Here is a 20595-nt window from a genome sequence, read left to right on the forward strand (position 1 = left end):
TTAACCAATATTTAACACATCATTCATTGTAAACACACCTGTTTTTCCTGCTATCCATTCTGCTGCAATGACTGCACCTAATGCAAAACCTTGTCTTGTATGCGCTATATGTTCTATGGTAATGGTATCTACTTCGCTTTCGTAATTAACGGTGTGCGTTCCAGGGACATCCTCAATACGTTTTGCGACTATTGGGATGGTAGTTTCATCGTTTTCATCTAATTTCCAGTTATCATAACTAGCGTGCTGTGAAATAATATCGTTAGCTAAAGAAATGGCTGTACCACTCGGTGCATCTAGTTTTTGTGTATGGTGAATTTCTTCCATACTAACATTGTATTGTTTAAGCGTGCTCATCATTTTTGCAAGCGTTTTATTAAGCTCGAAAAAAATGTTAACACCCAAACTATAATTAGATGCATAAATAAATGCACCATTTTTCTCATTACATAAAGCAACGGCCTTATCGTAATTGTCTAACCAACCTGTTGTTCCAGATACAACAGGTACTTGATTGTTTAAACAGTTAGATATATTATTAAAAGCTACAGATGGAATACTGAAATCTATGGCTACATCTGCTTTTGTAATGTCATAGTCCGTGTCATCCTTATCGATAGCCAATACAATATTATGTCCTCTTTTAATGGCGATTTGCTCGATGGTTTTTCCCATTTTTCCGTATCCAAGTAAAGCTATATTCATCTAAAATTTAAAATTTAAAGTTAATCCGAGATTGCTGGAAGCATCAAGCTCATTAAATTTGTAATGCGGTGCCAGTGATAAATTTTCGTCTACGTTATACTGCAATAAATGAGCATCAACATTCGCATCGATTATATTTAATGCATAAAGTCCAAATGTTACCAGAAGCGCAATTTCCTTATTTTTTCTGAAAAATTTTTGTCCGCGCTCCAAACCTTCTGTTGTAACTCTTGGTGTCAATAATTGATTGCCATTCGCATCTTTATAAAATTCATCGTCTGTAAAACCAGCTAATCTTCTTTTGTAAGCATCTCTATATCTATTGTATTCTTTATTATTTGTCAGGTAAAAATAAACTCCTGTACCAATAGCACCATAAACTATTGGGATTTTCCAATATTTTTTATTGTAGGCTTGTCCCAAACCAGGTAATATGGCAGAATAGAATGCTGCTTTGGCTGGAGATAAGGGATTAATAGGATCTCTAATTTCTATAATAGAGTCTATAACGACTTCTTTTGGAAGTTTTTTTCTTTTCTTTTCTTTTTCTTGTGCTGGGGTTGAAAAACAAAATAAAAAAGCAAAGATACTTGCTATTAGATATTTATTTGGCACCGTCAATTAATTTTTTAATACGATTAAAGTCTTCTTCTGAATGGAAGGGAATTGTGATTTTTCCTTTCCCGTTTTTAGAAACTTTAACGTCAATTTTATGTCCAAAGTATTCAGAAAATGTTGTTATACCTTTTTTGATATACTTTGGCATGTCTTCGGTATCATTTTTTTTAGGTGCAACTTTAACTTCTTGAGTGTCATTAAAAGCACGGACCAAATTTTCGGTTTCTCTAACGGAAAGTTTATTGGAGAGTATTTTTTGATAAATATCCAACTGTATATTTGTGTCTTCAATATTGATGATGGCACGTCCATGCCCCATAGAGATAAACCCATCTCGCATTCCCGTTTGAATGATTGGGTCTAGTTTTAATAAACGTAAGTAATTGGCAATAGTAGAACGTTTTTTTCCAACACGTTCACTCATTTGCTCTTGTGTTAAATTGATTTCATCAATTAAACGTTGGTATGATAAGGCGATTTCAATAGGATCTAAATCTTGACGTTGAATATTCTCAACCAACGCCATTTCCAGCGATTCTTGGTCGTTAGCAATTCTAATATATGCCGGAATGGTTTCTAAGCCTATTAATTTTGAGGCTCTAAAACGACGCTCTCCAGAAACTAACTGGTAGTTATTAAACTCTAATTTTCTAACAGTGATAGGCTGAATAATCCCTAATTCCTTAATAGACGATGCTAATTCGCGTAATGATTCTTCACTGAAATTAGTACGTGGTTGAAAAGGGTTAACCTCAATAGATTCAATATCTAATTCAACTATATTCCCAATAACTTTATCGGCATTTTTATCCTGTACTGATTGGATATCGTTTTCAGGATCTTTTAATAATGCAGATAAACCTCTACCTAAAGCTTGTTTTTTTGTTGCCTTAGCCATAATATTTAGGAATTTTTATTGATGATTTCTTTTGCCAAACTTAAGTAATTGTTAGCACCTTTACTAGTGGCATCATAATTAATTATACTTTCTCCATAACTAGGTGCTTCACTTAAGCGTACATTACGTTGTATGATGGTTTGAAACACCATATTGTTGAAATGTTTTTGTACTTCTTCTACAACCTGATTAGACAATCTTAATCGCGCATCGTACATAGTAAGTAGCAGGCCTTCTATATCTAGTTCTGGATTATGAATTTTTTGAACACTTTTTATGGTGTTTAATAATTTTCCTAATCCTTCTAATGCAAAGTATTCACATTGTATTGGTATAACAACCGCATCTGCGGCCGTTAAAGCATTTAATGTTAGTAAACCTAATGACGGAGCACAATCGATTAAAATATAATCGTAATCATTCTGAATATCTGCCAAAGCCTTTTTTAACATGTATTCACGGGAATCTTTATCAACAAGTTCTATTTCAATAGCAACCAGATCTATATGAGCAGGAATAATATCCAGATTTGGTGATTCCGTTTTCATAATGGTTTCTCTAACTAAATTAGAGTGTTCTAAAAGTTGATAAGTTCCTATTTCGATAGTTTCTATATCTATTCCAATTCCAGAAGTTGCGTTTGCCTGAGGGTCAGCATCAATAAGTAGTACTTTTTTTTCCAAAACGCCAAGTGACGCTGCTAAATTTATTGATGTTGTTGTTTTTCCAACACCTCCTTTTTGATTAGCAATTGCAATAATTTTACCCATGAAATGATTCGGTTTTGTTATATTTTTATAAGCTTTTTTGTATAAGAAAATATGAGCGAAAGGTAATGATTTTTGATAAAAAAAACGGTATTAATTCATTTTTAATACGAACTATTGCACCTTATTTATTTTAAATGTTGTGAGTTTATAATCAACAATTTTTTCGTTTTCAAAATATAAATATAAATAGTTTTTTTTAGTGATACTAAATGAAGAACTCATTCTGTACATCCAAATATTAGAATGCATATCGTTATAAGAGAAACCTAATAAATTATTTATCTCAACTTTTCTTAAACCAATTAAGTGATTATAATCCCCTTCTTTTTTGCCTGTTTTGGAATTTACATGCGTCTTAATGATACGATCTACATCTTCTGTATTATGTTTTAATATTTTAGATAAATTGTTTTCATTTTCCGAATTTTTAGCTATCTCTTCATTATTATTGATTAATTCTGCTCCTAAATTTAAATAATTTTCGGCACCGATGCTATCGGGACTATATTTTATAACACTTAAACCATAGCTAGGAGATTCCCTTAGTTTAACATTTCGTCGTATTACGGTATCAAAAACCATAGGGCCAAAATGTTTGACTAATTCGGTTTGTAATTGACTTGATAAACTGGTTCTAGAATCGAACATAGTGATTAATAGCCCCTCAATATCGATATTTGAATTGGATGATTTTTTTATGCTTTTTATAGTTATTAATAGTTTGTTTAAGCCTTCTAGAGCATAAAATTCACATTGTACTGGTATAATTACCGAATGGCATGCCGTTAATGCACTAAGTGTTAATAGTCCGAACGATGGCGAGCAGTCAATAAGGATGTACTCATAATTTTCTGTAAGTTTAGAGAGTGCATTTTTTAGTACAAATAAATCAATGATTTTCGATTTATTTATTTCTACAGAGGCTAGCCGTATGTTAGATGGTATAAAATCAAAATGAGTAAAGTTAGGTTTTACAATATTCTTTTTTGCATTAAATGTACTGTGAAAAAAATCCAAACTACTGTGTTTTACGTCCGAGGGAATAAGACCAATACCCGAAGTGGAATTGGCTTGGGGGTCTAAGTCTATTAAAAGCACTTTTTTTTCGAGAAGCCCCAGTGCATCTGCCAGATTTATAGATGTAGTCGTTTTGCCAACGCCACCTTTTTGGTTAGCGATTGCTATAATTTTTTTCATTGGTTTTTATGATAGGGGATAATAAAAGTACAACTATTTTGAGTATTATAAACAGAATTTACTTATAATTTACTTAAAATAGATGTATTGGCTTACAGAGTTTCTTTGGTCGAAACTTTAATACTTTGCGGGTTTTAATCTATTAAAATCTCCAGGATTTTAATGGCAGCATCACTAATTTTGGTTCCAGGACCAAACACGGCTATAGCGCCAGCATCGAATAAGTATTGATAATCCTGTTTTGGTATTACGCCACCTACAATAACCATAATATCATCGCGTCCATAGGACTTTAAAGCTTCAATAACTTGCGGTACTAAGGTTTTGTGGCCAGCTGCTAATGAAGATACGCCTAAAATATGTACATCGTTTTCAACAGCTTGTTTTGCAGCTTCTTGAGGTGTTTGAAATAGCGGACCAATATCAACATCAAAACCAACATCTGCATATCCTGTAGCTACGACTTTAGCACCACGATCATGACCGTCCTGTCCCATTTTTGCAATCATAATACGTGGTCTTCTACCATCTTGTTCGGCAAAAACATCGGCTAATTGTTGCGCTTTTTTGAAAGATTCGTCGTCTTTTACTTCTTTACTATACACACCAGAAAATGATTTTATTTCCGCTTTGTAGCGTCCAAATTCCGCTTCTAAAGCATTGCTTATCTCTCCAAGGGTAGCACGTTCTCGAGCCGCTTCTACTGCTAAAGCTAATAAATTTAAATCCTCACGAATGTGGAGGGCTTTTGAATTTGATTCATTCGAATTTAAGGAAAATTTAGCAGCTTCGGTTAATTTTAATAATGCCGACTTAACTTTTTCGGAATTTCGTTCAGATTTAACTTGATTTAAACGTTCCATTTGCTGGGTTCTAACCGTTTGGTTATCGACTTCAAGTGTAGAGATCGCTTCTTCCTCTTCGAGTCTGTATTTGTTAACGCCAACAATAATATCCTGACCTGAATCTATACGTGCTTGTTTTTTAGCTGCGGCTTCTTCAATTCGAATTTTGGGGATACCAGCTTCTATAGCTTTTGTCATACCACCTAAGGCTTCGACTTCTTCTATCAAAGACCAGGCTTTTTGGGCGATGTCATGAGTTAGTTTTTCAACATAATAACTTCCGGCCCATGGATCTACAGTTTTGGTGATTTTTGTTTCTTCTTGTAAGTATATTTGGGTATTTCTGGCTATGCGTGCCGAAAAATCGGTTGGTAGAGCGATGGCCTCATCCAAGGCATTTGTATGTAAACTTTGGGTGCCACCAAAGGCAGCAGCGGCGGCTTCTATAGTTGTTCTTGCTACATTGTTAAAAGGATCTTGTTCTGTTAAACTCCAACCACTGGTTTGACAGTGGGTGCGTAAGGCTAAGGATTTTGGGTTTTTAGGATTAAATTGTTTTACCAATTTAGCCCAAAGCATACGTGCCGCACGCATTTTTGCAATTTCCATAAAATGGTTCATACCTATAGCCCAAAAGAAGGATAAGCGAGGTGCAAAAGTATCTATATCCATACCAGCAGCTAATCCTTTTCTAATATATTCCAGACCATCGGCTAGGGTATAGGCCAATTCAATATCACAGGTTGCTCCAGCTTCTTGCATGTGGTATCCAGAGATACTTATACTATTAAACTTAGGCATGTTTTTACTGGTGTATTCAAAAATATCTGAAATAATTTTCATGGAAGGTGTGGGCGGGTAGATATATGTATTGCGCACCATGAACTCTTTTAAAATATCATTTTGAATGGTGCCTGCAAGTTGCTCGGGTTTTACACCTTGTTCTTCGGCTGCCACAATATAAAATGCCATGATTGGTAATACGGCACCATTCATGGTCATGGAAACCGACATTTTATCCAATGGAATCTGATCGAACAGGGTTTTCATGTCTTCAACCGAATCGATAGCAACACCAGCTTTTCCAACATCTCCAACCACACGTTCATGGTCACTATCATAGCCTCTATGGGTTGCTAAATCGAAAGCAACAGAAAGTCCTTTTTGTCCCGCAGCTAAGTTGCGTCTGTAAAAGGCATTGCTTTCTTCTGCAGTACTAAAACCAGCATATTGTCTAATGGTCCAAGGTCTTCTAACATACATAGTGCTGTAAGGTCCTCGTAAGTTTGGTGCGATTCCAGCAACAAATCTAAGGTGCTCAAGGTCCTCAATATCATCTTTTGAATAAGATGATTTAACGGTTATGCCTTCAGCTGTTGAAAAAACCTTTGAATTTTCAACTTTTGCTTTTTTTTGCTTTCTATTTATGGTGATATGTTGAAGATCCTTTCTCAATATTATTCAGGTTTCTTATTAAAATCTACTTTAGGCTCAGGTCTATCTAAATTAATTTTAGAGAGATCGATATCAAAAAATTTTGAATAATAAAAATCAAAGGCAATATAGGAAGCTAAATACTTGTCTTTTAAAGCATCTCTATATCTAGAATTAAGTGGTGGACCAATTAACTTGGGGCTTAAATCGTTAATTGATAGCAGTGAGTTAAATGTTGTTTTTAAACTATTGTCTTTTATGTTATTTATAACACATTTGATTAGCGGACTGTCATAGTTTAAATGACTTTTTGTGTTCTCTGGATCCCATAACTTATTGTCTTGTTTTAAAGCTTCGAAAACTTTTATAGAATGCTCTGAAATAATATCTTCATACGCTAACCTTCCAAAATTAGCATTTCTTATAAATTGTGCATAAGCATTTACCAGTGTGCTTTTAAAGTTTTTCTTTTTGTAATAATTAAAAATATCATCTTCAAAAGAGTACATAGCTTCTTGATAAAGATTGTCATCTAAATCATTACAGGTAATAACAGTTGGTTTATTGCCGTACTTGTATGTTATTTGTACAGCTTCATTTTTGCAATTAAATAAAATAAGTGTTAACGCAATTACAATAATTTTTAAAATAGATTTCATTTTAAGATTCATTTTTTAGTCGTTCTTGTTCTATTTGTTCTGCTAATCGTTTTTCAATTATAGGTGCGATCCATGTTTTTCTTTTGTTTGTTTTTACAAAAGGGTAAAGTTCTAACGCCTGTTTCATTTTATCTTCTGTATTTGGGTGTTTATTGGTACCCAATAGTATTTCTTCTTTTGCATGAAACTGAGTTTCTTCTTTGACGAGGCTTTCTTTGATTTTTCGTTGAATGGTGCCATCTTTTAACTGTTTTAAAAAGCCCCCGTTTTTTTCTATATTTTTAAATAAGTTTAAAGCTTTTTCGGTTAGTTGATTTGTTAAAGATTCTATATAATAAGCGCCATCGGATGGATTTTTAACCATATCAAAATAGCTTTCGTGTTTTAAAACCAATAGTTGATTTCTGGCAATACGCTCACCAAATTCATTGTTCTTATGATAAATAGCATCATATGGTAAATTGTAAATGCTATTGGCACCACCAAGAATGGCACTCATACATTCGGTAGTTGTGCGTAACATATTGGTATTATAGTCGTATAGTGTTTTGTTGCGTTTAGTTGGGGTTGCTTGTATGAAACAATTGGGGTTTACGTTATATGCTGTAGCTAGGATATCCCAAAGAATTCGTAATGCACGTAATTTTGCAATTTCAAAAAAGTAGTTGGTCCCAACAGATACGTTAAAGGTTACCTTTAGAGTAGGGAAGATTTCCTTGTTGTTCTCAAAATAATTTAAATATTCGTTGGCATGTGCTAAAGCATATGCTAATTGCTGTAGAATGGTAGCTCCTGCATTTTGGTATAGGGAAACATCAATTGAAAATGATTTGGTATGTGTTACTATGGTCTTGAACTTAGAAAAATCATCTTTTAAATTCTGATACCAATTACCACTTCTTGCTAGATTACCTATAATGTCTGTATGGATATGAATCCCTGTATTAAAGGGAATCGTTGCTAATTGTTTTATAAATGTTTCAGAAAGATACTGTAACTCAAAATAGAGTGGCGTAATTTCAGGATTAATGTTTTTTATTAATTCATTAATTGAAATAGTTTCTGAAGAAATAATAAATTTAATGCTTTCAGCGCCCCTTTCAATAGCACCGAAGGCCTTTTTATTAGATTTTTCAGCATCAGCAACAAAAATAGATTGACAAATTTTCCATGTTGATGCTTCTACATTTGAAGCTTCGGGTTGGTCTTTTAAATCATCTGCATGATAAAATGGTTTTACCAAAATATCTTCATTGGTTTTCCAAACAAGGGTGTCATTATAGTCAGCTCCTTTTAAATCGAACTGTATTTTTTGTTTCCATTGTTTAGCTGAAACCGTATCAAATTCACTGAACAAACGATTACTCATTCTTTTTAGTCTTTAAACTGTCTTCGTATTCGATAATATAGATTTCTTCATTATCGCGCTTCATATAGTATGCTTCGCGCGCAAATTTTTCTAAACCATCTGGGGTGCTGAGTTTTTTTATTGCTTTATTATCTTTTTCTATTTCTTTTTTATAGTATTCTTTTTCGTTTTCTAAAGCGTCTATATCTGTATTTAATTCATGGTGTATTATCCACGAGTTGGCATCAAAAAATAGCATCCAGACTATGAAGGTCAGCAAAATTAGGGTAAACCAATTTTTAAAAGGTTTAAAGAATTTGTGCTTAAAAAATGCCATTTATAGTTTTTCGTTTATAATGGTTTTAACTATATCGATAGCTACAGTATTATATTTGTTATTAGGTATAATAATGTCTGCGTACTCTTTCATGGGTTCAATAAATTGATCATGCATAGGTTTTAACGTTGTTTGGTATCGTGTTAAAACTTCATCCAGGTCTCTGCCACGCTCAGAAATATCTCGTTTTAGACGTCTTATTAGACGTTCATCCGTATCTGCATGTACGAATATTTTAATATCGAACATTTTCCTTAGATCTGGATTTGTTAAAATTAAAATACCTTCAACAATCATAACCTTTCTTGGGTGTGTTAAAATAGTATCACCAGTTCTATTATGCTTAACGAACGAATACACAGGTTGGTGTATTGGCTTATTACTTTTAAGTATTTTTAAATGATCTGCTAAAAGACCAAAATCGATAGAACGTGGATGGTCAAAATTAATTTTTACCCGCTCTTCATAGGATAAATGCGTGGTGTCTTTATAATAGGAATCCTGAGAAATCACACCAACCTCACCTTCGGGTAGCTCATTTAATATCTGATTTACAACTGTTGTTTTACCACAGCCAGTACCACCTGCGATTCCAATTATAAGCATTATTAATTTAGTTTAGTTAGTCTTTACAAAGTTAACTAAATGTAAAGTTATTTAAATATGAAAACAGCTTATTTTTTAATTTTAGAAACCTCTTCTTCGGTAACTATCTTATTATTTTTATTTCCCCAACTGTTTGTAATATAGTTCATAACATCTGCAACTTCGTCATCACTTAAACCCATTGGGGCCATAAAGCCATTATATGTCTTTCCATTAACAACAATTTCTCCTTTTTGCCCATATTTAATGCCTCTAATGCTGGCTTCTCGATTTTTTTTAAGGTAATCTGAATTAGCAAGAGGCGGATATACTTTTTCGACGCCTTTGCCAGTAGGTAAGTGACAGGATACACAAAAATCGGTATAAATTTCATGCCCTCTTTTTATGCTCTCCTTTAAAGGGTCTGTTTGTGGTTCATTATTTTGATTTGTGTTAAAAAAGATGACTGTAACTAGTGTAACTAAACTTACTATAATTAATTTCATGTATTGCTGATTTTTTTGTGATGGATATACTTAATAATTTAATTTTCTGGGACGATCTTTACTATACCTTTGCCTTCTACGGCTACATAAATATAGCCATCTGGAGCTTCTATTACATTTCTAACACGGCCTATGTCTTCGAACAGTTTTTCGCGTTTTACAACTTTATTATTTTCTAAAACAAGCCTTTCAAGATATTCAAACTTTAAGGAGCCTACTAGAGTGCTTCCTTTCCAATCTGGATATTTATCTGAAGAAATAAAGGTCATACCGCTTGGAGCTATGGAAGGTACCCAATAAAATAGAGGTTGTTCCATGCCTTCTTTTTCTGTAATATCTGTAAATGCTGTACCATCATAGTTGATGCCATATGAAATAACTGGCCATCCAAAGTTTTTTCCTTTCTGCACGATATTAATTTCGTCGCCACCTTGAGGTCCATGCTCATTAATCCAAATCTCACCCGTAGATGGGTTTTTTGTCATACCTTGAGGGTTTCTATGTCCATAACTGTAAATAGCCGTTTTTGCATTGGCAGTATTTATAAAAGGGTTGTCTTTCGGGATGCTTCCATCATCATTTAATCTGTAAATTTTACCACAATCTCGAGTAATGTCTTGAGGGTTGACATCTCTATTGGCGCGATCTCCTACAGAAAAATACAAGTACCCCTCATTATCAAATTCAATGCGAGATCCCCAATGGCGACCGCCTTTTGTATTTGGTTCAGCTTTATAAAGTACTTTTTTATCAACTAAAGTATTATTATCTAGTTTCGCTCTTAAAATAGCAGTATTACCGCCATTACCTTCGCCTTCGGGTGATGCGTATGATATGTAGATCCATCCATTGTTTTCGTAATCAGGGTGCAATTTTATATCCATTAAGCCCCCTTGGCCACGAAGGTATATTTCTGGTACACCTTCAATGTTTGTTTTAGTGCCGTTTTTAAAATGGATAAGCTCGCCAGTTTTTTCAGTAATAAGCATGCTTCCATCTTGTAAAAAGGCCATGCCCCATGGAATATTTAAGTCTGAAACTACTGCTACAGTTGTATATTTATTAGTAGTGGAGGTTTCAGCTTTTACTTCAGATTCTGTTTGTTGTGCACATGACATGCATGACATGAAGATTATTGATAAAATTGAAAAAATAGTTCTCATAATTTTTTATTTATACTTTAAAATACATAATTTATATTCATTCCTGTATAATAATTTAAAGGGTTTCCAGGATAATAATACCTAGGAGCATTACCATTAAATCCAGATGCATTTATCAAGATTTGTGATGCATAGGTTTCATCAAAGATATTATTTATCCCTAAGAAAAGATTAAAGTTTAGCTTTTTATTAAAGGATGTTTTATATCCGATTTTAAAATTTGTTAAACTGTAACTGTCTGAGTATAGGTTATTACTGTCGGTAATGGGCATGTCTCCTACATATTGAAAATTAATATTTCCGTAAATTCCGAAAGATGATTCTATATTAATTCCTGTGTTAAAAATATCTGAAGGAACTCCAGTGAGATCATTGCCAGAAAAATTATTTTCGCCATCAATAAATTCTTTGAATTTAAAATTATTGAACGTGTAGTTTACAAAGGTATTTATACTTAATATTTCTTTTTGTAACCATTGGTAATTCAATGAGAGTTCTAAGCCGTCATGTTTTGTACTCCCTGCGTTTATACCAATAAATTCATCTTGAGCAGTTCTTCGAGACACTAAAAGATTTTTAATAGATAAGCGGTAAAGAGTTAAATTAAATTGTAAACGATTATTTATAAAAGTACCTCGCGTGCCTATTTCAAAATTCCATCCTGTTTCAGGTTTTAGATTGGTGTTTAGTTGTCCATCGGGTAATAATGTTTCGTCTAATGAAATAGGAGAGAAACCATGGCTAATATTTGAATAGATACCAATATTTTTAGAAATTTGATTGGATATACCAAATTTTGGAGATATAATATTCTTGAATTTAAAACTCCCAGATTGGTCTAGGTTGTTTGCCGAAATAGGAAACTTGTCTTTTAAATTATATGATGTTTGATTTAAATTTAGGCCCGTGGATAGTATCGTATTTCTTGAAAGCTTATAGGTGGTTTCAAAAAACGCATTGTAATAGCTTCTTCGTTCTTTAAAGTTTGATAACTGATTACCTTCAACACTTCCAGTACCATTGGGGAAATTTCTGTATAAATTTTCGAATGTTTCAGATTTATAAGTGTCTTTAAAAAGTTCACCACCAAGTGTCCAATTAAACGTTTTATTGAAAAGTTTAGAGTTTCCTAAAATCCGACTTCTTATGCCCATTGCCAAGGTGTTTTCTTTTAAGATATTAAAAGGTCGCGGTTCGTAGGCATCATGAAAAGAAGTAAAAATACTAGTTATTTGCTTAATATGATTGTTATACTGGTAATTCCATGACAGACCAAAAATTGCACGTTTAGAATTTTCAAAACCTTGAGATTGTTTCCATGTAAATGCTGCAGATTTAGGACTGTTTAAAAAGGTTTCTTCGTTAATGGAACTAGGGATAAAAGCTTTTAGATCAACGTAACTGGCTAAAAAAGATAGTTCGTTTTTTTTATTTAAATAATGACTGGAATTTATAGAGAAAGTTTGTCTGTTGTATTTGTTGTTTTCGCGATATCCGTCGCTATGAGTATAGCTTTGAGTAGCTCTAAAGCTATGAGTTGCGTTACCATGGTTAATATTTATAGTACCTTTTGATAATCCAAAAGAACCTACAGAGATTCCTGTATTTATAGCCGATTGATTTAAAAACGCATTTTTGGGTGTTATATGTACAGTTCCACCAAGGCCAGCACCATAAATGCTAGAAGCCGCACCTTTAACAATTTCAAAACGTGAGATGGTATTTAATTCAAAATCTTCAATAGTAGTTTCTCCGCTACCTGTTGTTAGTGGAATATCTTTAAAGTAAGCTCTAATTTTAGCCGTGCCAAATAGGTTTCTGGAGCCGATCCCTCTAATTGTTATTCGGTTGGTATTAAGCGCCCCACTTTGCATAAAAACCCCAGGTGTTCTGTTTAAAACGGATGCTATGTTAATATCATTGCCTAGTTCAATAGCTTTTAAAGGAACAATATTGATTGATGTTACGGCTTCTTTTAGTTTTTTTGGAATATGGTTTGAGTTAATAATGACTTCATTTAGCTCAGATGGGTTCATCATTAGTTGAATAATATAATATGAGTCATGTTTTAAATCAAGAATTTTTTCAAGGTAACCTTCTTTTTTAAAAGAATAGGTACTGGCTTCAGAGATTTCAAAGGTTCCGTTTAAATTAGAAACAACAGAAGTTGGGTTATTTAGATTTGTTATTTGTACGTTTGATAGTATGATACCATTATCCTTATCTATAATTTTTCCTTTAATTTTTGATTGCCCTAAAGCATTAAGAGTAAATCCAATAATAAGAAAAATAGTAATTCTTTTTTTTATAAAATGCACAAGCTAATCGTTTGTATTTAGGTTTGCTAAAATATAGTTTTTTTGATAATATATTTTTGTGATATTTAGGAGTAAATATTTTTATATAAAAAATGGTGAAATGAATAAAAAGACTATATTTGCAGTCTTAAAATGATAACCTATTCGGGGTGTAGCGTAGCCCGGTTATCGCGCCGCGTTTGGGACGCGGAGGTCGCAGGTTCGAATCCTGCCACCCCGACTTAATTAATATCAACACAAATTAAAGCCTTGTTAGTCGTTTGATTAACAGGCTTTTTTGTTTTTTTTGCATTTCAAAATGCCTACACATAGAAGAGAAACGTTTGTAAAAAGTCGTTTTGATGATCTTTCTGTAAAAGAAATAGCAAAAGAAATGAATATTAGCTCAAAAACTGTCGAAAATCAAATCACTTTTGCTCTAAAATTTATTAAGGCTAATTGGGAATTCGATAAAGCTAGAACTAGCATTTATTTGGCATAATATTTTGTTTAATATAATCCATAATTAAATAAAAAAGTTAAAGCTATCGTCTTAATCTACTATACTACTTAAAAAACGTAAAAATTTTTTATTAATCCGATTTTTTGCCTACTACCTCTGTTAATGAACAAAATAGGGTACTATTAAGAACAATTTTGAGGCTATAAAAGAGAAAAAAGTTTTCCAACTTTGTAAATGCTATTATCACATAAATCAAGTTTAGTTTGATATTCACTTTTGTTAATCCATGATGCCATTGTGGTTTATCATTAATAAGTTACATGTGATAAAAAAAATTTTTGAGTTAGTCATGAATAAATTTTGAGTTAGTCATATTTATTTAGTTTAGTTGCCTCTATCCAATTAATTATTGGATAGAGGTTTTTGTTGAAACAATTTAATCGCTTTATAGTTTTAAAGGGCAATTTTGAACGAATTATAAGAGAAAAGGAAATATTTGTATCCATAACCCTAGATTATAGACATTATATTTGAAATTATATTACTAATCACTTTTGTCTATGTTTAATAAATTGAGATGATAATCAATTTATCTAATATAATTCTATGCTAGTTTGTTGTTTAGATTTATTTGGCCAGAAATTAATATTATGACTAGAAAAACAATGAAGACCGAGAGGTGATATATTTTATAACTTAATTTAGAAATCTATTTATAATTAATTTTTTTACTACTAAAATGCACAAAACTTATTTGAATTTCAAAAATAGAAATGTATACAGTTTAATTCTTTTAATGTTATTTTCAATAATAACCATTTCTTGTTCAGAGAAGAAAAAGAGTGTTGAGGTTAAAAGTCCTGATGGACACTTTAATTTACTCTTTAATATTGACGAAAAACTGGGGACATCGTATAGCGTAAAATATAAAGGACATCAGATTATTGAGCCATCTGGTTTAGGGATTGGAGCTATTGATACAACACAACACATTGAAATAGATTATGTAAAAACAACTAAGGTTGATAGCAGTTGGATACCAGTTTATGGTGAGAAGAATCAATATCAAGATACATATCAAGAATCATTTATAGCCCTAAAAGGAGATGATATTAAATTTAATCTTAGAATCAGAGCTTATAATGAAGGTGTTGCATTTCGGTATGAATTCCCAAAGCATAGAGGTAAAATAGAGGAAGAGAAAACAGAGTTTTCATTACCGTTAAATGCCGATGTGTGGGCTTCAAGGATGGCTCAAAAGGAAATCAAAAAAAGCAAAGTATCAGAAATAGATACCATAGTTGAAAGACCTCTTTTAATTCAACTTAATGATTCGTTATTCGCTGCCATTGGAGAAGCTGGCTTAGTGGATTATTCCCGAATGAAATTTATGTCAAAACCTGGATACCCAGGAACATTAGTTTCAAAATTAGATAGTTTGGTTCAACTTAGCGATTCTGTAGATAAATCGCCTTGGCGTTTTATAATGGCAGGGGAGCGTCCAGCAGAAATATTAGAAAATAATTATTTGATTCTTAATTTAAATGAACCTAATAAAATAGAAAATACATCTTGGATTAAGCCAGGAAAAATTATTAGAGAATCAACACTTACAACCCAGGGAGGTATGGCCTGTGTGGATTTTGCTGAAAAGCATCATTTGCAGTTTATTGAATTCGATGCAGGATGGTATGGTAATGAATATGATGAAGCGTCTGATGCTACTACTGTAACTATTGATCCGAATCGATCCAATGGACCATTAGATTTAAAAGCAGTAATTCAATATGCTAAGAGTAAAAATATTGGTGTCGTTTTATATGTGAATAGAAGATCTATGGAGAAACAGTTAGATGATGTGCTTCCTCTGTTAAGTTCTTGGGGTGTTACGGGGCTTAAGTACGGTTTTGTTAATGTGGGCTCGCAAGAATGGACAAGTTGGTTACATGATGCTGTTAGAAAAGCAGCAGACCATAAATTAATGGTCGACATTCACGATGAGTACCGTCCGACTGGTTACTCAAGAACATATCCAAACCTAATGACTCAAGAAGGTATCAGGGGTGATGAAGAATCTCCAAAAAATTCCATGGTATTAAATACTTTGTTTACAAGAATGATAGCAGGAGCAGGCGATCAGACAAATTGTTATTTTGCCCCTCGAGTTACAGAAATAATGGGATCCCATACATCTCAATTAGCAAAAGCAGTTTGTATTTACAGTCCTTGGCAATTTTTGTATTGGTATGATAGACCAGAAGGCTCCGATGCCGATGGACCTGGAGCTGGAGATACAAAAACTTTTATTCAAGAAGTGCCAGAACTAGCATTTTACGACGCATTACCTACGGTTTGGGATGATACTAAGATAATTGATGGATTTCCTGGTGAATATGGTATTGTAGCAAGACGTAGTGGGGATGATTGGTTTGTAGGAGCTTTAACAGGGGTTAAAGGCCGTCAATTGAATATCTCGTTGGATTTTCTGGATAAAAATAAAAATTATGAAGCCACAATTTATTCAGATGATGAAAATAGTACATCCATCACCAAAGTAAATATTGAAACGAGAAAAGTTAATTCTAATGATACCATAAATCATCAGTTGTTGAAAGAAAATGGACTTGCCATGCATATTCGATCTTTATAAACTATAGGTCAATCTAATCAATCTTTAACAAAAAATGTATTACATAACAGTGATGCATTTTTTGTTATAGGAAGTTTTTAAATATTTTTGATTCCTAAATAATCTTCAAATTGTGCTAAACACTTCTATCTAAATAATCTTTTTTTTTTAATATAAAAGCAAATAGAGATATTTTTTGTAAGTATATACATCAATATTGGCAAATTGAACAATTTGTCCTCCCAATATGAAAGTTATATAAGGGGTTAAGTTCCTCTATTCAATTTAGTTTTGTTAGTATAGTTACATCAACTATTCTAAATTATTACTAAGGTATTTAACCCAAATTGATTTTATATAGCGTAATAGTTGGGAAAAACATAATCTACAACTATTCAAAAAAGTATGAATAAAAGAAAAAAAATACGATCGTATACCCTGTTTTTATTATTTATGTTTTGTGTGAACATAGGCGTTACTGCTCAAGATCTATATGTTGCTACCAATGGTAATGACAGCAACGATGGGTCGATCAATAATCCGTTAGCTACTTTAATAGGGGCAAGGGACAAAGCGAGAAGCACGGGAGCTAAAAATATATTTATTAGAGGGGGGCGTTACTATTTTGATACAACATGCGAGCTGGGTTCTCAGGATAATGGAATTTCTTTCAGTGGCTTTCAAGATGAAAAAGTAATCTTCGATGGCAGCAAATTTATAAATCCAGAACAGTTTCAGATTGTAACCGAAGATAATTTATTGGCTAAATTACATAATAATGCTAAGGGTAAAGTTTTCTCAAGAGTGATTACGGATACCGAATTACAGACCCTTTTGGATCAGCCCAGTGCCCAGATTTCAATAAATGATAAAATGGGTACAGTTGCTAGGTTTCCCAATATAGGATTTGCGCATATAAATATTGGAACTGTTACTGGGGAGACCGTTAATGAATCTGGAACTGAAAGCACTCCAAAAGGTCCAGAATTTAAACTTATGGAGACCATAGATGCTTCAAAGTGGGGTGCAGAATTGGGACGGCTGAAAAAAATGAAAACCAGAGGTTACATTTCTGCAGAATGGTATAAGGAAGATAATATAGTCCATGCCATAAATACATCTGGTGATATAAAGTTAAGAAACGGATCTAGATATGGAGTAGCCGATGAAGAGGTAAGTCGTTTGTTTTTTTATCACCTTTTATGCGAACTTGATGAGCCAGGAGAATGGTATTACGATCCTACAGACTCTCGGTTATATATATGGCCTATGGAAACAATTAATGACAACACGTCAATAGGTGTCTGGGCTGGGCCACAGCTTTTTGAAATAAATGATGGTCAGGATATCGAGATAAAAAAAATGACGATTCAGAATATTGGATCTGGAAATAATGGACAAGGAGCCGTCAATGTTAAAGGGACCAGTCAGAATATATTGGTAGCTGGTATTACATTTAGATTTATAGCAGCTCCACTTACATCGGTAAATTTCTGGCATGATGTAAAGAACAGTAAGGTACAGAGTTGCGATTTTTACGATGTGCCTAACAATAGTAGATTGTATGGGGGTAAAATAACATCTACATCCGTTGAATATGGTAATAATATTATGGAAAACTGCCACTTTACCCAGATTTATTCAAAGGATTTTTATGGGAAGGCATGTGGTATTTCTGGGGCAGGAAATATATTTAGAAACAATTTGATTCATAATACAAACGGACAACCAGTAACGCATCATGGTGTAGACCACATTATAGAACTTAATGAAGCTTTTAATGTAGGTGTTGAAGAAGGTGATGGAGGCGCTATATATACAGGAGCTAATTTATGGTCTCATGGAAATGTGATTCGACATAATTTTATTCATCATATTATGAGTATACCTGGTTTTTTTGGTAGAATGGGAGTCTATGTTGATGATAGAGATGGAGGCGATGATGTTAAAGAAAATGTGTTTTATAAAGGAGGCATGTATAGTGTTTTAATAAATGCTGGTAATGGAAATTGGGTACGTAATAACGTTATCTTAAATGGCTGGGTCGCCATACGCTCCAATAGCGGGGGAACTGCTGAGAAATATGCAGAAATGATGCAATTTTTAACTACAAACCCAACTTCTAATGATAAAAGAAACTATATAGGTAGAATGTTGGAGGATGTTGGTATTTCTGGATGGCAAAATGGATTGAATGAAACGAATTGGATTGATCGTATAGAACCTTTTTGGACAGATAGATATCCTTTGTTTCGTCCATCTATGCAGGCCATATTTGATAATAAATTGGCAAAACCATATGAAACGCGTTTTCATGATAATATGATCCATGGTAGTACGTCTGGTAGAAACTTTGAGCTGCCTCCAGAAGTTGATGTACAGGGAACAATTGATATTAATGAATCTTTGTTTGTTAATGCCGCAAATTTGAATTTAAAATTTAAAGAGCCAAGGCCAAGCTATGCTCCAGATATTCCGTTCGATAATATCGGATTGTATCTGGATGAATATAGATGTGCTATACCAGACAAAAATGAGTATCGTCAAAAGGTAAAGCAAAGGTTTGATGGACAACCATGCCATAGTAGCTCATCAGTATATAATGTAAATACAATCAATAGTATTTTATATTACAATTCTGGGGCAGAAATTTATAAATCAGTCCCCTGTACGGGTGCCATCGTAGAGACAGGCGACGACAGCTACACTGTCAAGGCCACGGGGGAGACCTGTCTTGGCAAGGGCAACGGCCAGATAAGTATCCAGGCAAGGAATTCTGGGAGCTATGTTGCCAACCTTGATGGCGGTTCCGATATCAACTTTACCAGCGAATGGCTCATAGAGAACCTGGCCGCGGGCCCCTACGAGCTGTGCATCACCAATACGGCCAGCGGTTCCATCCAGTGCTACGGTCTGGATATAGAGGCGGGTACCTCGGTAACGGGCAAGACGACCTCGGGCTCTGGCAAGGTGGCCGTGAACATCTCCGAGGGCACGGCGCCCTTCGATGTCTACGTGAACAGCGCAAAGGTCCTGCGGACATCCTCGCCCGCCTTCTCCGTTGATGCCTCCTATGGCGACGTGGTGGAGGTAAAAACAAGTGTGGCCTGCGAGGGCGTGCTCAGCAAGACCATGAACGGTATTGTTTCTGTGTCCCCCAACCCGACAGAGGGAGGGCTCTCCATAGCGCTGCCCGCACCACTCAAAAATGTTACGGTGTCCGTCTACAACGTTTATTCCCAGCTGGTCTCCTCGGGAAGCTATCCCGTGAGCGACGGCCGAGTGGGACTGGAGATAAACGGCGCGCCTGCTGGTATCTATTTTGCCTCCATAGAGATGGGGGACGGCAGACCAAAGGTTTTAAAAATAATCAAGAAATGATGAAAAAGACAACAAAAAGAAGAACAACCATGAAAAAGTATTTGTTTATTACGATGATCGGAATTTTAGTAACGGCCTGCGGCGGCGGCAGTGATGCCCCTGGGCCAGGCCCAGACCCAGGACCAGACCCGGGACCGACAGGCAACAATGCGCCAACGGTACCCGTGCTGTCGGCCCCCGAGAACAACCTGCTGTGCATAGACAACAACCTTGAGTTCAGCTGGTCGGCCTCGAGCGATGCGGAGGAGGATGCCATAAAGTATACCATTGAGGTGTCCCTGGATGCCGCCTTCACACAGATAACACACAGCGTCAACAACATAACCGCTACCAGCAGGACCATCCTTCTGGACAGGGACCAGGCCTATTACTGGCGGGTGAGGGCGAGCGACAGCAAGAATGCCTCGAGCGACTTTTCGTCGGCATTCCAGCTCTACACGGAAGGCTTTGGGGAGGAGAACCACCTGCCCTTCGCCCCTTCGCTGCAGAAGCCAGAAATGGACGGGACCGTACAGGGGACCTCGGCGTCACTGATGTGGGGTGCAACGGACGTGGACGGCGACAGCCTGACCTTCGATATCTATCTGGACACCGACCCGTCACCGACCACCAAGGTGGTGGCAGACCACCCGAGCAAGGATTATGTGGCCTCCTCACTGGCGGCCGCGACCACTTACTACTGGAAGGTCGTTGCAAAGGATGGCAAGGGGGGCATAACCATTGGACAGGTATGGAGCTTCACAACAAATTAGTATGAATC

General features: G+C 34.8%; 17 protein-coding genes and 1 tRNA gene. 5 read left to right on the forward strand and 13 right to left on the reverse strand.

All coding sequences use genetic code 11. The features are described 5' to 3' along the window. The 13 genes from dapB to HHX25_RS13985 form a co-directional block, all read right to left on the reverse strand. Entirely contained in the window at positions 1–705 is a 705-nt protein-coding gene (gene dapB / locus HHX25_RS13925; protein WP_169674719.1) for a 4-hydroxy-tetrahydrodipicolinate reductase, read from the reverse strand. Continuing rightward, positions 706–1320 carry a DUF5683 domain-containing protein gene (locus HHX25_RS13930; RefSeq protein ID WP_169674721.1) on the reverse strand — a complete coding sequence of 205 codons (615 nt, stop codon included), beginning with the start codon at positions 1318–1320 and terminating at the stop codon, positions 706–708. Further along, a complete protein-coding gene (locus tag HHX25_RS13935) occupies positions 1310–2221 on the reverse strand; it encodes a ParB/RepB/Spo0J family partition protein (RefSeq protein ID WP_169674723.1) in 912 nt (303 codons plus the stop codon). The genes HHX25_RS13930 and HHX25_RS13935 overlap by 11 nt, the downstream gene beginning before the upstream one ends. 5 nt (positions 2222–2226) lie before the next feature. Continuing rightward, positions 2227–2991, reverse strand: a complete 765-nt coding sequence (locus HHX25_RS13940; protein ID WP_169674726.1) for a ParA family protein — start codon at positions 2989–2991, stop codon at positions 2227–2229. Between the two features lie 111 nt (positions 2992–3102). Then, positions 3103–4188 (reverse strand): ParA family protein, encoded by a 1086-nt coding sequence (locus HHX25_RS13945; protein WP_169674728.1) that lies wholly within the window; start codon positions 4186–4188, stop codon positions 3103–3105. A 134-nt stretch (positions 4189–4322) separates the two neighbouring features. After that, on the reverse strand, positions 4323–6491 hold the full coding sequence (scpA, locus tag HHX25_RS13950) for a methylmalonyl-CoA mutase (protein WP_169674772.1): 2169 nt from the start codon (positions 6489–6491) through the stop codon (positions 4323–4325). Then, a complete protein-coding gene (locus HHX25_RS13955; protein ID WP_169674730.1) occupies positions 6491–7126 on the reverse strand; it encodes a hypothetical protein in 636 nt (211 codons plus the stop codon). The genes scpA and HHX25_RS13955 overlap by 1 nt, the downstream gene beginning before the upstream one ends. A 1-nt stretch (position 7127) precedes the next feature. After that, positions 7128–8495 (reverse strand): methylmalonyl-CoA mutase subunit beta, encoded by a 1368-nt coding sequence (locus HHX25_RS13960; RefSeq protein WP_169674732.1) that lies wholly within the window; start codon positions 8493–8495, stop codon positions 7128–7130. After that, positions 8488–8811 (reverse strand): FtsB family cell division protein, encoded by a 324-nt coding sequence (locus tag HHX25_RS13965; protein WP_169674734.1) that lies wholly within the window; start codon positions 8809–8811, stop codon positions 8488–8490. The genes HHX25_RS13960 and HHX25_RS13965 overlap by 8 nt, the downstream gene beginning before the upstream one ends. Beyond that, positions 8812–9417 carry a uridine kinase gene (gene udk, locus HHX25_RS13970; RefSeq protein ID WP_169674735.1) on the reverse strand — a complete coding sequence of 202 codons (606 nt, stop codon included), beginning with the start codon at positions 9415–9417 and terminating at the stop codon, positions 8812–8814. 68 nt (positions 9418–9485) lie between these two features. Then, positions 9486–9902 (reverse strand): c-type cytochrome, encoded by a 417-nt coding sequence (locus HHX25_RS13975; RefSeq protein WP_169674737.1) that lies wholly within the window; start codon positions 9900–9902, stop codon positions 9486–9488. Positions 9903–9940: 38 nt separating this feature from the next. Then, positions 9941–11065, reverse strand: coding sequence for a PQQ-dependent sugar dehydrogenase (locus tag HHX25_RS13980; protein ID WP_169674739.1), 1125 nt, complete (start codon positions 11063–11065; stop codon positions 9941–9943). Between the two features lie 17 nt (positions 11066–11082). Then, positions 11083–13383, reverse strand: a complete 2301-nt coding sequence (locus tag HHX25_RS13985) for a TonB-dependent receptor domain-containing protein (protein WP_317169092.1) — start codon at positions 13381–13383, stop codon at positions 11083–11085. Between the two features lie 145 nt (positions 13384–13528). Between HHX25_RS13985 and HHX25_RS13990 the strand changes: the two genes are divergently transcribed. From HHX25_RS13990 to HHX25_RS14010, 5 genes are all read left to right on the forward strand, one after another. Next, positions 13529–13603 (forward strand) — tRNA-Pro (locus tag HHX25_RS13990). Between the two features lie 78 nt (positions 13604–13681). Next, the gene (locus tag HHX25_RS13995) at positions 13682–13864 is read left to right on the forward strand and encodes a sigma factor-like helix-turn-helix DNA-binding protein (RefSeq protein WP_169674741.1); all 183 of its coding nucleotides are present in this window, start codon (positions 13682–13684) and stop codon (positions 13862–13864) included. Between the two features lie 757 nt (positions 13865–14621). Further along, positions 14622–16475, forward strand: a complete 1854-nt coding sequence (locus HHX25_RS14000) for a glycoside hydrolase family 97 protein (RefSeq protein WP_169674743.1) — start codon at positions 14622–14624, stop codon at positions 16473–16475. 384 nt (positions 16476–16859) lie between these two features. Next, positions 16860–19835 (forward strand): T9SS type A sorting domain-containing protein, encoded by a 2976-nt coding sequence (locus HHX25_RS14005; protein ID WP_169674745.1) that lies wholly within the window; start codon positions 16860–16862, stop codon positions 19833–19835. Then, positions 19832–20587 (forward strand): fibronectin type III domain-containing protein, encoded by a 756-nt coding sequence (locus tag HHX25_RS14010; protein WP_169673983.1) that lies wholly within the window; start codon positions 19832–19834, stop codon positions 20585–20587. The genes HHX25_RS14005 and HHX25_RS14010 overlap by 4 nt, the downstream gene beginning before the upstream one ends. Positions 20588–20595 lie beyond the last annotated feature (8 nt).

Origin of the sequence: Flavivirga algicola (assembly GCF_012910715.1) — a bacterium.
Lineage (GTDB): Bacteria > Bacteroidota > Bacteroidia > Flavobacteriales > Flavobacteriaceae > Flavivirga > Flavivirga algicola.